Genomic DNA, 12538 nt, shown 5'->3' with positions numbered 1-12538 from the left:
GACTTCTCTGGCGCCGCCCTCTTGACCGGCGTGAATTGTTAGCGCTCACAATGACGTCCGCATTCACCAATCGGCCCCGACGGCATGCAAGGAGGTATGAGCGTCGTGTCAGCAGTGCTTCAACTCGCCTTCCCGCCCCGTGCCGTTGGCCCTTCCGGAACACCGGCATGACGCGGCCGGCGCCGAACCATCGGCCCTCGGCGCAGGTCTTATCGGCAGACGACCGCCAAGGAGGTGCGGCTGTGACCCACTCGCAGCTTCGGCCGCCCACCATGGCCGACGTGGCACGCCAGGCCGGTGTGTCCCATCAGACCGTGTCCCGCGTGCTGGGGGACCACCCCAATGTGCGGGACGAGACACGGGCCAAGGTGCTGCGCGCGATCGAGGAGATGGGCTACCGCCGTAACTTCTCCGCACGGGCCCTGGCGACCCGGCGCACCCGGACCCTGGGTGTGGTCGCCTCCAACACCACGCTCTATGGTCCGGCCAGTACGTTGTTCGCGCTGGAGGAGGCGGCGCGTGCCGAGGGCTATCTGGTCTCGACGGTCAGTCTGCGCAGGCTGACGGTGGAGACGCTGTCCGAGGCCCTGGACCGCCTCAGCGAGGGCGGGGTGGAGGGGGTCATCGCCATCGCCCCGCAGCGGTCGGCGGTCGAGGCCCTCGCCGAACTCCGCCACCCGTTTCCGGTGGTGGCCGTGGGCACCGGCTCGGGCGCCGGGGTCCCCAGCGTCAACGTGGATCAGAATCTCGGCGCACGGCTGGCCACCGGCCATCTGCTCGCCGCGGGCCACCGCAGGGTCTGGCATCTCGCCGGGCCCGAGTACTGGCAGGAGGCGGTGGACCGGGTCGACGGCTGGCGGGCGACCCTCGAAGAGGCGGACGTGGAACCACCCATGCTGCTGCGGGGGGACTGGAGCCCGCTGTCGGGTTACCGGGCCGGCCAGGAACTGGCGGGCTGGGTGGGACGCGGCCTGACCGCCGTCTTCGTGGCCAACGACCAGATGGCACTGGGGGTGTTGCGGGCGCTGCGTGAGGCGGGCGTGCGTACGCCCCAGGACGTCGCGGTGGCCGGCTTCGACGACATTCCGGAGTCGGAGTTCTTCGCCCCGCCGCTCACCACCGTCCGGCAGGACTTCGCGGCGGTGGGCAAGCGGAGCATCGCCCTGCTGCTGGACCTGATCGAGGGCCGTACCCCCTCCGGGACGTCCCAGGTCACCATCGAACCCCAACTCGTCGTCCGCGCAAGCACGTTCCCGTACCTGCCGCAACCGGGAGCCGCTCCCGGCTGACACCGCACCACCCCGGTCGCCTTTCGCCCTTCGGGCATACGTGACCGATATTTCGAACAATGATCGACAGGCTGGACGCAGTGCAGCCGGTCCACACGAGTACCAGACGAGTACCAGCGGTCCATCCCCGGGCCGGCTCTTCAAAGGAGAAGAACATGCTCAACAGACGGAACTTCCTCACTGCGGCGGTCGGCGTGGCGGCCACGGCCGGTCTGGCGGCCTGCGCCAAGGAGGACGGCGGCTCCTCCGGCTCCTCCTCCGGCGGCAGCAAGACGATCACCCTCGGCTTCTCCCAGGTCGGCTCCGAGAGCGGCTGGCGCAGCGCCAACACCGACTCGGTGAAGTCGGCGGCCAAGGAGGCGGGCTACAAGCTGCAGTTCTCCGACGCGCAGCAGAAGCAGGAGAACCAGATCTCCGCGATCCGCAGCTTCATCGCGCAGAAGGTGGACGTCATCGCCTTCTCGCCGGTGGTCGTCACCGGCTGGGACGCCGTGCTCAAGGAGGCCCAGGCGGCGAAGATCCCGGTCGTCCTGACCGACCGGTCCGTCGAGAGCGACGAGTCCCTGTTCGCCACCCTCGTCGGCTCCGACTTCACCGACGAGGGCCGCCGCGCCGCCAAGATCCTGGAGAAGGTCCTGGAGAAGGCCGGCCACAAGGGCAAGGTGAAGATCGCCCAGCTGGAGGGCACCACCGGTGCCGCCCCCGCGATCGAGCGCGCCAAGGGCTTCAAGGAGGTCATGGACGCGGAGCACAAGGACGACTGGGAGATCGTCGCCAGCCAGACCGGTGACTTCACCCGGGCCGGCGGCAAGCAGGTCATGGCGGCCTTCCTGCAGTCCAACCCGGACATCAACGTCCTCTACGCGCACAACGACGACATGGGCCTCGGCGCCATCCAGGCCATCGAGGCGGCCGGCAAGAAGCCCGGCAAGGACATCCTCATCGTCACGGTCGACGGTGTGAAGGACGGCTTCATAGCCATGTCCGAAGGCAAGATCAACGCGATCGTCGAGTGCAACCCGCTGCTCGGCCCCCAGCTGATGGAGGTCGTGAAGACGGTCCACGAGGGCGGCACGGTCGAGCGCTGGATCAAGACCAAGGAGAGCGACTTCATGCAGGACCAGGCCAAGGACGCGCTCCCCACCCGTAAGTACTGACCGACCGCACACACCGGCAGGGAGCCTCCGGCCGGCCGGCGACCATCCGGTCCCGGGAGGCTCCCTGCGGGCCTGAACCCATTTCAAGAGGAGCGCTGCCATGGCAGAGCCGCGGCCCGTCCTGGAGATGACGGGCATTGTCAAAGAGTTTCCGGGGGTACGGGCTCTGTCGGGCGTCGACTTCCGGCTCTTCCCCGGCGAGATCCACGCCCTCATGGGCGAGAACGGGGCCGGGAAGTCCACCCTCATCAAGGTGCTGACCGGGGTCCACACCCTGGACGGCGGCACCATCACCCTCGACGGCAAGACCGTACGGATCGGCAGCCCGCTGGAGGCCCAGCACGCCGGCATCAGCACGGTCTACCAGGAGGTCAACCTCTGCCCCAACCTCTCGGTGGCGGAGAACATCTTCATCGGCCGTGAACCCACCCGCGCGGGCCGCATCCAGTGGAAGCAGATCCGCAAGCAGGCCGCGGAGATGGTCGACCGGCTCGGCCTCGACATCGACGTGACGGCGCCGCTGTCCTCGTACCCGCTGGCCGTGCAGCAACTGGTCGCGATCGTACGGTCGGTGGGCCACGGCGACAGCGACGGCGAGGGCTCCGGCACCAAGGTGCTCGTCCTGGACGAGCCCACCTCCAGCCTCGACCGCGACGAGGTCCTCGAACTGTTCCGCCTGATGCGGCGGCTGCGGGACGAGGGCGTCGCGATCCTCTTCGTCTCGCACTTCCTCGACCAGATCTACGAGATCTGCGACCGCATGACCGTGCTGCGCAACGGCACCCTGGTCGGCGAGCACATGGTGGCCGACCTCGACCAGGTCGGGCTGATCGAGCTGATGATCGGCAAGGCCCTGGACCAGCTGGAGGAGCTGCACGAGCACCAGCTGCGCTCCGACGTCGGCGAGACGCTCGTCAAGGCCGAGGGCCTCGGCCGCACCGGCGGTATCGCCCCGTTCGACCTGGAGATCAAGAAGGGCGAGGTGCTCGGCCTCGCCGGACTGCTCGGCTCGGGCCGCACCGAACTGGCCCGGCTGCTGTTCGGCGCCGACCAGCCCGACAGCGGCAAGGTGACCATCGCCGGCAAGCAGGTCTCGATGAGCGCCCCCAACGACGCCATCGGCGCCGGTGTCGCGTTCTGCTCGGAGAACCGCAAGACCGAGGGCCTCGTCCCCGATCTCACGGTGCGCGAGAACATCATCCTCGCCCTCCAGGCGTCCCGCGGCTGGACCCGGCCCATCCCGGCCTCCCAGCGCGACGAACTCGTCGCCAAGTACATCAAGGCCCTCGACATCCGCCCCGCCAACCCCGAGGCCCGCGTCGGCCAGTTGAGCGGCGGCAACCAGCAGAAGGTGCTGCTCGCCCGCTGGCTGATCACCCAGCCGAAGCTGCTGATCCTCGACGAGCCCACGCGCGGCATCGACGTCGGCGCCAAGGCCGAGATCCAGAAGCTCGTGGTCTCCCTCTCCGAGGACGGCATGTCCGTGCTGTACATCGCGGCCGAACTGGAGGAGGTGCTCCGGCTCAGCCACACCATCGGAGTGCTGCGCGACCGCAAGCTCGTGGCACAGCTGACCAACGGGCCGGAGATCACCACCAGCAAGATCCTGGAGACCATCGCGAGCGGAGAGCACCAGTGAGTACCCCGGCAGTGACCACCCCCTCCCGCTGGCGAGCACTGACGCGCCACCACCTGTTCTGGCCGGTCGCGGTCCTGATCGCCCTGCTGCTCGTCAACGTCCCCTTCACACCCGACTTCTTCGCGAGCCGCATGGCGGACGGCCACCTCTACGGCAGCCTCGTCTCGATCGTGCTGTTCGGCTCGCCGCTGATCCTGGTGGCGGTCGGCATGACCCTGGTCATCGCCACCGGCGGCATCGACCTCTCCGTCGGCGCCGTGGTCGCCATCACCGGCGCCCTGACCTGTTCGTACATCAGCGACCAGGCCGACCAGAACGCGCTTGCGGGGGTCTTCCTCGCCATGGGCATCGGCCTGGTGGCGGCAGTGGTCTGCGGCCTTTGGAACGGCTTCCTGGTCGCCCGCATGGGCATCCAGCCCATCATCGCGACCCTCATCATCATGGTCGCCGGACGCGGTGTCGCCCAGCTGATCACCGACGGCCAGATCATCACCATCAACAGCGAGCCGTACAAGCTCATCGGCGGCGGCTACTGGCTGACCCTGCCCTTCTCCATCTTCGTGGTGGCCGCCGTCGTGGCCGTCACCGTCGCCCTGACCCGCCGTACGGCGCTCGGCCTGCTCGTCGAGTCGGTCGGCGGCAACGCCGAGGCCAGCCGCCTGGTCGGCATCCGCTCCCGGCGCATCAAGATCATGGTGTACATGTTCTGCGCCCTGTGCGCGGGCATCGCCGGCCTGATGATCAGCTCCAACACCTCGGCCGCGGACGGCAACAACGCCGGCTTGTGGATCGAGCTGGACGCGATCCTCGCGGTCGTCATCGGCGGCACCTCGCTGCTCGGCGGCCGGTTCTCCATCGGCGGCACCGTGGTCGGCGCCCTCGTGATCCAGACCCTGACCACCACGATCTACACCATCGGCGTGCCCACCCAGACCAACCTGGTCTTCAAGGCCGCCGTCGTCATCGTCGTCTGCCTGCTGCAGTCCCCGAAGTTCCGGGCCAAGGTCTTCGGCGCGAAGGGACGCGCCCGGACCACCGCCCCGGCGGAGCCCGCCACCCCGGCCGACGCCGCCCCGAAGATGGAGGTGTCGCGATGAGCGCGACCACCAAGACCCGTACGGCAGCGGAAGGCCGTACGGCGTCCAAGCCGGCCCAGGCGTCCGCGGCCGCGCGCCTGCTCGGCGACCGGCGGCTGCCCGTCCTGGTCACGGCCGGCCTGTTCCTCGCGATGTACATCGGCGGTCTCAGCCGCTACCAGAACTACGGTTTCGGTGAACCGCAGGTGTTCCTCAACCTGTTCATCGACAACGGCTATCTGCTGGTCGCCGCCGTCGGCGCCACCTTCGTCATCATGTCCGGCGGCATCGACCTGTCCGTCGGTTCGCTGATCGGCTTCACCACCATGTTCACGGCGTGGCTGGTGGAGCGTCAGGGCCTGCCGCTGCTGCTGGTCATCCCGCTCGCCCTGGGGGTGGGCGCGTTCGGCGGCTTCCTCATGGGCTATGTGATCCACAACTTCGAGATCCAGCCGTTCATCGTGACCCTCGCCGGCCTCTTCCTCTTCCGGGGCCTCTGCCTGGTCATCAGCAAGGAGTCCATCTCCATCGGCGACTCCACGGTGAGCAGCATGGCCCAGACCCGGGTGTCGCTCGGACTGGGGGAGCTGTCGCTCGGCGCCATCGTCGCCCTGGTCGTCCTCGCCGCCGCCTTCTACATACTCCACTACACGCGCTTCGGCCGCCGGGTGTACGCCATCGGCGGCAACGAGCAGTCGGCGCTGCTGATGGGGCTTCCGCTGGGCGGCACGAAGATCGCCGTGTACACGGTGAGCGGCTTCTGCTCGGCGCTGGCCGGCCTGCTGTTCATGCTGTACATCCAGTCCGGTGACCCGCTGCACGCCGTCGGCATGGAACTCGACGCGATCGCCGCGGTCGTCATCGGCGGCACGCTGCTGACGGGCGGCTCCGGTTACGTCCTGGGCACCCTGTTCGGCGTCCTCGTGCTGGGCCTGATCAAGAGCATCATCCAGTTCGAGGGCACGCTCAGCTCCTGGTGGACGAAGATCGCCACGGGTGTGCTGCTGTGCGCGTTCATCCTGATCCAGCGGGCGATGACGACGCGCAAGCAAACATAGGCCGGACCTGGGCACTTGGGCCGACGCGGCCCGTCGCACGGCGTACGTGCGGCGGGCCGCGTGACGTTGCCGTACGGACCCAGCGCGGAGGATCGCGCCGAATGGTCGGGCTTGACCCCCACCGACCAAACTGGAAAGGCCAGTTCCGCACACAACCTTCACAGCAGCCGCTAGGAAAGGTGTGGGTCGGTTCCCTAGTCTTCCCGCGTCATGGACTACTGCCACCCGTGCCGCAGGCACCTCAACGGCGCCCTCGCCTGCCCGGGGTGCGGCGCCGCGATCGAAGACCTGCGCGTGCACGCGGGCACGCCGGACGAGGCGTACCCGCAGCTGGCCGAGCGGGCCGTACAGGCGCCTGCGGGGGCTGTGGGCGGTCAAGGCTCGTACGAGGCGTACGAGGGGCAGTACGGGAGTGACGCGGGCCAGTACGGCGGCGCTACGGGGCAGTACGGCGCCGCTACGGGGCAGTACGGGGTCGGTGCGGGGCAGTACGGCGGTGGCGAGTACGGCGGTGGCGGTGGCGAGTACGGCGACCGCTATGCCGACGCCGGCCACTTCGCGGAGGCCGCGGAGGCGGACACGGACGCCGGTGAGGCGGCTGAGGTCGCGCCGGTCGGCGGACGGGCAGCGCGTCGGGCGGCGCAGCGGCGTGGCCGAAGACGTGGTCACGATGAGCGCGACGAGTACGCCGCCGGGTACGCCGAGCAGGACGAGGACGGCGAGGGGGAGGACGGCGAGGACGGTGACCTGGACGAGGAGTCCGGGTCGGCCGGTGCCAGCCGTCGCGATCGCAAGGCCGCCGCGCATCGGCGCCGCCGTCGCCGGACCCTGCTGATCGCCGCGGGCTTCGTCCTGGCCGCCGGAGGCCTGAGCCTCGCGGAGCTCGGCATGGACGCCCCGGGTTCGAGCCCGAAGCCGGCGGCCGCCGGGGACGAGTCGGCGGAGGGCGCGGCGTCGGAAGAGGTGTCCGCGTCCCCCGACGCGACGGACGGCACGACACGGACGGCCGGGGACTCGCCCTCGCCGGGCCCCTCGGCTTCTCCGTCGGCCTCGAAGTCGCCGAAGGACGACGACAAGAAGAAGGACGAGGACAAGACCCCCGACAAGAACGGCCAGTCCGCGACCACCGGTAGCGACGGCTCCGGCACCTCCACCTCGGCCCCCACCCCGACGTCCGAGCCGGAGGCCCCGGCACCGACCGCCGACCCGACCACGCCGGACCCGACCCCGGACCCGTCGCCGTCGGAGACCGAGTGCGACCGGTTCCTGTGGTGGTGCACGTAGGCCGTTTGACGGTGCGCCCAGAACGTTCACTTCCGCGGTCTCAGTGATCGACACCGCTTGACGGAACGTCGAGCCCGAACGCCAGCCGGCCCAGCGTCCGCCAGTCCACCGACGGCTTCGTGCCGGGCGTTCCCGGGCGGTCGCGCGGCACACGGACGCGCAGCACGCCGGGCGAGATGCGGCACTTGACGGGTGTGGGCAGCTGGAGGGCCTCGCCGTCGACGCCGACCGGGATGTGCGGGGCGTCGGCGTCCACCACCACCTCGTGCCCGGCCAGCGTAGTGAGCCCGCGCGCATGGTGGCCGCGCAGCAGACCGGCCGCCTGGGCCGCGTTGTCGACGTTGATCCCGAGGACGCCGAGGACACCGGAGTCCAGCCGCGCGCGCCGGCCGAGTCCGGCGGCGTCGCCCAGCTGGTACGGGTTGTTGCTGACCAGGACCGCCTGGGGCGCGTCGATGACCGCGCCGCCCGCGCGAACCGTCAGCCGCGGACCGTTCCGGTGGGTCAGCAGGTCCGGGAGCTCCCGGAGGATGGTGGGCACCTTGCCGTCGCGGTAGGCGGGGCTCCGCACCACGGCCGCGTACACGCCGAAGGACGCGTTGTTGACGAAGACGCGCTCGCCGATGAGGCCGAGGTCGACGCGGAGTTCGACTCCGTCGGTGAGGGCGTCGAGGCCGGTCGACGGGTCGTCGCGATCGAGGCCGAGGTCCATGGCGAAGTGGTTGCGGGTACCGGCGCAGATCACCATGAACGGCAGACCGTGCCCGGCGGCCACCCCCGCCACCTCCGCCTGCGTGCCGTCCCCTCCGGCGACCCCCAGCAGGTCCGCGCCCCGCGCCACGGCCCGCCGGGCCAGCTCCGCGACGTCCAGCGGGTGAGCGGGGTCGAGCACGGCGACCTCGGCACCCAGGGCCCGGGCCTTGGCCACGAGGTCGTACCGGCCGACCTTTCCGCCCCCGGAGCGGGGATTCATGATGAGGAACGGCGCCTCGGGCGGTGCGGTCGCGTACTGCCGGGGCCGGCCGGCCCGATGTCCGCGGCGAGGGCGGCCCGCCCGATCAGCATCGCCACGGCCCAGAGCACCAGGACCGACAGCACCACCCACAGCAGGCCCGCCGCCGCGTAGGACACCAGGACCGCGAGCGGTACGAGCGCGGCGAGTGCGGCGGCGACCGCCCGGGCCGCTCCGTGCCGGGCGAGGGTCCACCACAGCGCGGCCGCGGTGGCGGCGAGCCCCGCCAGGCCGACGACCAGCAGCGCGAGGCTCCTGCCCCCGGCGGCCGTCAGCAACAGCGCGATCGCGCCGGCCGCGACCAGCAGGGCCAGACGCGCCGCCCACCGCCGAGCCCCGGCACGGGGACGATCGGCCGGGCCGGGCGTTCGAAGGGGCTTGCGCGTACCGCCCACACAGGCATCCCACCGCCCGCGCCCCGGGTGCCGCATCACCTGTTCCGGGTGATCCCGCCGGTGTGCGGGGCTGTGACGATGCGGACAAGGAGGTCCGGTCATGGCGACGCTGCACGACGCTCCCCGCTCCCCGACGACCAACGGCGCGCTCTCCCCGACCGAGCGCGCCGAACTCGGCAAGGAGGCACGCGCGCGTGTGCCACGCTCCGGCCACGCCCTCTTCGCACCTGACGAGAAGCGGCCCGATCCCGTCGACATCATCGAGCGGCAGTCGGCCGCCCGCGTTCCCGACCTCGTCCCCGTCCGGTACGGCCGGATGCTCGAATCGCCGTTCCGCTTCTACCGGGGAGCCGCGGCGATCATGGCGTCCGATCTCGGTGCCGCGCCGCACACCGGGCTCACCGTCCAGCTGTGCGGCGACGCCCATCTGCTGAACTTCCGGCTCCTCGCCTCCCCCGAACGCCATCTCGTCTTCGACATCAACGACTTCGACGAGACGCTGCCGGGCCCCTTCGAGTGGGACGTCAAGCGGCTCGCCGCGAGCCTGGTGATCGCCGGCCGGGCCAACGGGTTCCCGGCGAAGGAGTGCGACACGGTCGTGCGCGCCGGAGTGGAGGCCTACCGCGAGCGCATGCGCGAGTTCGCCGGGATGCGCACCCTCGATGTCTGGTACGCCCGCGACGACTTCGACCGGATCGACGAGCTCCTGCCCGAACGGCCGGGCCGGGAGGACGAGCAGCGGGCCGTCCGGGCGTCGGTGAAGGCCCGTTCCCGTACGGGTCTCCAGGCCGCCGCGAAGCTGACCCGGGTGGTGGACGGCGCACCCCGGATCATCTCGGATCCCCCCTTGATCACCCCTCTCTCCGACCTGCTGCCCGGCGCGGAGGGCGAGGGGCTGGGGCGGACCCTGCGGGAGCTGGTCTCCGACTACGCGTCCAGCCTGTCGTCGGAGCGGCGGAAACTGCTGAGCCGGTTCCACGTGGTCGACATGGCCCGCAAGGTCGTCGGGGTCGGCAGTGTCGGCACCCGCTGCTGGATCATCCTGCTGCTCGGCCGCGACGACGAGGACCCGCTGCTGCTCCAGGCCAAGGAGGCGGGCGAGTCGGTCCTGGCCCCCTTCTGCGGCGCGAGCGCCTACGAGAACCAGGGCGAGCGGGTGGTGACCGGGCAACGGCTGATGCAGGCCGCCAGCGACATCTTCCTCGGCTGGGAGCATGTCAGGGGCATCGACGGCCGCGAACGCGACTTCTACGTACGGCAGTTGCGGGACTGGAAGGGCATCGCCCGCCCCGAGACCATGGACCCCGGGACCCTGGGTCTGTTCGCCCGCCTCTGCGGCGCCTCACTGGCCCGTGCCCACGCGCGCTCGGGCGACCCGATCGCCATCGCCGCCTACCTCGGCCCCGGTCACTCCTTCGACCGGGCCCTGGTGCGGTTCGCCCGCGCCTACGCCGACCAGAACGAACGCGACCATCGCGCACTGTCCGAGGCGGTGGCCGACGGGCGCGTCACCGCACGGACCGACCTGACGCCCTGACCCGCGGACGGCGGGCCCTCACCCTCCGTGGGTGACGACGGGCGAAGCCTCGTGGATCAGGCTCGATGGTGTACGGCTGCGCGCCGCAGCCCGTCGAGGAAAGGGAGGCCGGACATGGCCAGCACCGCTCGTCCCCAGCATCGAGAGAGGACGCAGGCCGCCGCCACCGGCCTGACGCTGTTCGCCGGGGTGATGATGTTCATCGCCGGGATCCTCGATGTCTTCCGGGGGATCATGGGGATCGCCGAGGACGACGTCTACGTCTCCACCCCCAACTACATCTTCAAGTTCGACCTGACCAGCTGGGGCTGGATCAACCTGCTGTTCGGGGCGCTCGCCGTGATCGTGAGCTTCGGCCTGTTCACCGCGAAGACGTGGGCGAGGGTCGTCGGCGTCGGCATCGCGGCCCTGCTGCTCATCGCCAACTTCCTGTCCATCCCGTACTACCCGGTCTGGTCCCTCACGCTGATCGCGCTGTACGCGTTCATCATCTGGGCCCTGTGCGTGGTGAAGCGGGACCCGACCTCCGATTAGCGCGGCCGACGTCCGCTCGGAACGGCTGACGTCCACACGCTGCCGTGCCTCCTGTGGGGCGCTCCGCGCACGGCGATCCCGGCTCGGGACCGTCGTGCGCGGAGCCTCGCCGGGCCAGGCCCCTTCCTGCCGGGCCACCCTCATGCCAGGCCCCCCGTACCGGCCCACCCGCGAGGGGTGATGCCGGACGGGCGGGCCCCGGCGCACCGTGAAGCCGACGAGTTTCGAGTGCTCGGGCGCCGCGTGGTCGGCGCGGGTGCCGGGCGGCGGAGGCGATCATGGACTATCCCTTGCTCGACGTGTTCCTGACGATGCTCTGGTTCTTCCTGTGGATCATGTGGTTCATGCTGCTGTTCCGCGTCGTCGCCGACATCTTCCGGGACGACGCGCTCAGTGGCTGGGGGAAGGCCGGCTGGACGCTGCTGGTGTGTGTGCTGCCGTTCGTCGGCGTCCTCGCCTACCTGGTCGCCCGTGGACGCGGGATGGGCGAGCGCGAGATGCGCCGGGCGCGGGACCAGGAGCGGGCCTTCCGGGCGTACGTCCAGGAGGCCGCCGCACCCGGCCCGAAGACTCCCGGCACCGGCGTGGGCACCAAGGCGGACGAGCTGGGCAGGCTGGCCGCCCTGCACGACCGGGGCGCCATCACCGACGCCGAGTACGAGCGGGCCAAGGCGAAGGTCCTCGCCGTCTGACGCGGGCCGTCAGGGCACGGCGTTGGCCGGTGCGTCCGGCGCCACGCACGACGGCCGCGCTGCCACGGACAGCGACACCCCACCCGCTTCGGGTGATGCCGTCGCGGGCCGACAGGCGCAGCGTGGACACATCAGGCTTGGAGTGCCGCCGTGGTGTCACGGCGGCCGGCATGTGGAGGCAACAGTGGACTATCCGCTGCTCAACGCGTTCCTGACCATGCTCTGGTTCTTCCTGTGGGTCATGTGGTTCGTGCTGTTGTTCCGGGTCATCGGCGACATCTTCCGCGACGACACCCTGGGTGGCGGGGCCAAGGCGGGCTGGACGGTCTTCGTCTGTGTGCTGCCGTTCCTCGGCGTGTTCGTCTACCTGATGGCCCGCGGGCGCGGGATGGGGGAGCGTGACGTGCGCCAGATGCAGCGGCAGGAGGAGGCGTTCCGCTCCTACGTCCAGGAGGCGGCCGCCGAGACTCCGGCCACCGGCGCGACCCGGGCGACCCACGCGGACGCGCTGGCCAAGCTCGCCGGGCTGCACGACCACGGCGACATCACCGACGCCGAGTACGAGCGGGCCAAGGAGAAGGTGCTGGCGGGCTGAGCCGTACGGCCGCCCGGGACCGGCGGCTCACTCCGGCAGTCGGCGGAACTCCGCGATGTGCAGGCCCAGCGACTGGAACCGTATCAACAGGCCGTACAGATGGGCCTCGTCGTCCACCTGGCCGTACAGCACGGTCTGGTGGGGGACGACGAAGGAGTCCAACTCGGGGAACGCCGTGGTCAGCTCCTGCGACATCTGTCCGTCGACACGGATCTCGTAACGCATGTCCTCATGCTGTGGGACCGGGGCGGCGGGGACATCACCCCGGCG

13 protein-coding genes are annotated in these 12538 nt (G+C 70.6%); 10 read left to right on the top strand and 3 right to left on the bottom strand.

Annotated features, from left to right (window positions below):
* Window positions 1-242: 242 nt before the first annotated feature.
* The 6 genes from ABIE67_RS15230 to ABIE67_RS15205 all read left to right on the top strand — a co-directional run bounded on the left by ABIE67_RS15230 (window position 243) and on the right by ABIE67_RS15205 (window position 7503).
* Window positions 243-1289, top strand: coding sequence for a LacI family DNA-binding transcriptional regulator (locus ABIE67_RS15230; RefSeq protein ID WP_370257315.1), 1047 nt, complete (start codon window positions 243-245; stop codon window positions 1287-1289).
* A gap of 155 nt (window positions 1290-1444) precedes the next feature.
* Window positions 1445-2446 carry an ABC transporter substrate-binding protein gene (locus ABIE67_RS15225; RefSeq protein ID WP_370257313.1) on the top strand — a complete coding sequence of 334 codons (1002 nt, stop codon included), beginning with the start codon at window positions 1445-1447 and terminating at the stop codon, window positions 2444-2446.
* Between the two features lie 100 nt (window positions 2447-2546).
* Complete coding sequence (locus ABIE67_RS15220) at window positions 2547-4085, top strand: sugar ABC transporter ATP-binding protein (RefSeq protein ID WP_370257311.1); 1539 nt, start codon at window positions 2547-2549, stop codon at window positions 4083-4085.
* Entirely contained in the window at window positions 4082-5182 is a 1101-nt protein-coding gene (locus ABIE67_RS15215; RefSeq protein ID WP_370257309.1) for an ABC transporter permease, read from the top strand. Before ABIE67_RS15220 ends, ABIE67_RS15215 begins: the two co-directional genes overlap by 4 nt.
* A complete protein-coding gene (yjfF, locus tag ABIE67_RS15210) occupies window positions 5179-6219 on the top strand; it encodes a galactofuranose ABC transporter, permease protein YjfF (protein WP_370257307.1) in 1041 nt (346 codons plus the stop codon). Before ABIE67_RS15215 ends, yjfF begins: the two co-directional genes overlap by 4 nt.
* Before the next feature lie 210 nt (window positions 6220-6429).
* Window positions 6430-7503 (top strand): hypothetical protein, encoded by a 1074-nt coding sequence (locus ABIE67_RS15205; protein ID WP_370257305.1) that lies wholly within the window; start codon window positions 6430-6432, stop codon window positions 7501-7503.
* Between the two features lie 40 nt (window positions 7504-7543).
* Here the strand turns inward: ABIE67_RS15205 and ABIE67_RS15200 are convergent, their stop codons facing one another.
* Both ABIE67_RS15200 and ABIE67_RS15195 read right to left on the bottom strand, forming a co-directional pair.
* Window positions 7544-8476, bottom strand: coding sequence for a diacylglycerol kinase family protein (locus ABIE67_RS15200; RefSeq protein ID WP_370257303.1), 933 nt, complete (start codon window positions 8474-8476; stop codon window positions 7544-7546).
* On the bottom strand, window positions 8473-8910 hold the full coding sequence (locus ABIE67_RS15195; RefSeq protein WP_370257301.1) for a hypothetical protein: 438 nt from the start codon (window positions 8908-8910) through the stop codon (window positions 8473-8475). The genes ABIE67_RS15200 and ABIE67_RS15195 overlap by 4 nt, the downstream gene beginning before the upstream one ends.
* A gap of 100 nt (window positions 8911-9010) precedes the next feature.
* Between ABIE67_RS15195 and ABIE67_RS15190 the strand changes: the two genes are divergently transcribed.
* The 4 genes from ABIE67_RS15190 to ABIE67_RS15175 all read left to right on the top strand — a co-directional run bounded on the left by ABIE67_RS15190 (window position 9011) and on the right by ABIE67_RS15175 (window position 12268).
* Entirely contained in the window at window positions 9011-10447 is a 1437-nt protein-coding gene (locus ABIE67_RS15190) for a DUF2252 domain-containing protein (RefSeq protein WP_370257300.1), read from the top strand.
* 114 nt (window positions 10448-10561) lie between these two features.
* Window positions 10562-10981 carry a hypothetical protein gene (locus tag ABIE67_RS15185; protein WP_370257298.1) on the top strand — a complete coding sequence of 140 codons (420 nt, stop codon included), beginning with the start codon at window positions 10562-10564 and terminating at the stop codon, window positions 10979-10981.
* 278 nt (window positions 10982-11259) lie between these two features.
* Window positions 11260-11673 (top strand): SHOCT domain-containing protein, encoded by a 414-nt coding sequence (locus ABIE67_RS15180; RefSeq protein WP_370257297.1) that lies wholly within the window; start codon window positions 11260-11262, stop codon window positions 11671-11673.
* A 217-nt stretch (window positions 11674-11890) separates the two neighbouring features.
* A complete protein-coding gene (locus ABIE67_RS15175; protein ID WP_370268618.1) occupies window positions 11891-12268 on the top strand; it encodes an SHOCT domain-containing protein in 378 nt (125 codons plus the stop codon).
* A 27-nt stretch (window positions 12269-12295) separates the two neighbouring features.
* On the opposite strand, the gene ABIE67_RS15170 is transcribed toward ABIE67_RS15175, so the two are convergent.
* Entirely contained in the window at window positions 12296-12493 is a 198-nt protein-coding gene (locus ABIE67_RS15170) for a hypothetical protein (protein ID WP_370257295.1), read from the bottom strand.
* Window positions 12494-12538: the final 45 nt, after the last annotated feature.

The sequence above is a fragment of the Streptomyces sp. V4I8 genome (assembly GCF_041261225.1).
In the GTDB taxonomy this organism is placed as follows: Bacteria; Actinomycetota; Actinomycetes; order Streptomycetales; family Streptomycetaceae; genus Streptomyces.
Note: the sequence above shows the minus strand (reverse complement) of the source record. Positions and strands in the feature narration are given on the sequence as shown.

Excerpts from the sequence above, each read along its gene's own strand:
- ABIE67_RS15190 (WP_370257300.1), top strand. The coding sequence starts at position 9,011 with ATGGCGACGCTGCACGACGCTCCCCGCTCCCCGACGACCAACGGCGCG.
- ABIE67_RS15220 (WP_370257311.1), top strand. The coding sequence starts at position 2,547 with ATGGCAGAGCCGCGGCCCGTCCTGGAGATGACGGGCATTGTCAAAGAG.
- ABIE67_RS15170 (WP_370257295.1), bottom strand. The coding sequence starts at position 12,493 with ATGCGTTACGAGATCCGTGTCGACGGACAGATGTCGCAGGAGCTGACC.
- ABIE67_RS15205 (WP_370257305.1), top strand. The coding sequence starts at position 6,430 with ATGGACTACTGCCACCCGTGCCGCAGGCACCTCAACGGCGCCCTCGCC.
- ABIE67_RS15200 (WP_370257303.1), bottom strand. The coding sequence starts at position 8,476 with ATGAATCCCCGCTCCGGGGGCGGAAAGGTCGGCCGGTACGACCTCGTG.
- ABIE67_RS15175 (WP_370268618.1), top strand. The coding sequence starts at position 11,891 with ATGCTCTGGTTCTTCCTGTGGGTCATGTGGTTCGTGCTGTTGTTCCGG.
- ABIE67_RS15185 (WP_370257298.1), top strand. The coding sequence starts at position 10,562 with ATGGCCAGCACCGCTCGTCCCCAGCATCGAGAGAGGACGCAGGCCGCC.
- ABIE67_RS15225 (WP_370257313.1), top strand. The coding sequence starts at position 1,445 with ATGCTCAACAGACGGAACTTCCTCACTGCGGCGGTCGGCGTGGCGGCC.
- yjfF (WP_370257307.1), top strand. The coding sequence starts at position 5,179 with ATGAGCGCGACCACCAAGACCCGTACGGCAGCGGAAGGCCGTACGGCG.
- ABIE67_RS15180 (WP_370257297.1), top strand. The coding sequence starts at position 11,260 with ATGGACTATCCCTTGCTCGACGTGTTCCTGACGATGCTCTGGTTCTTC.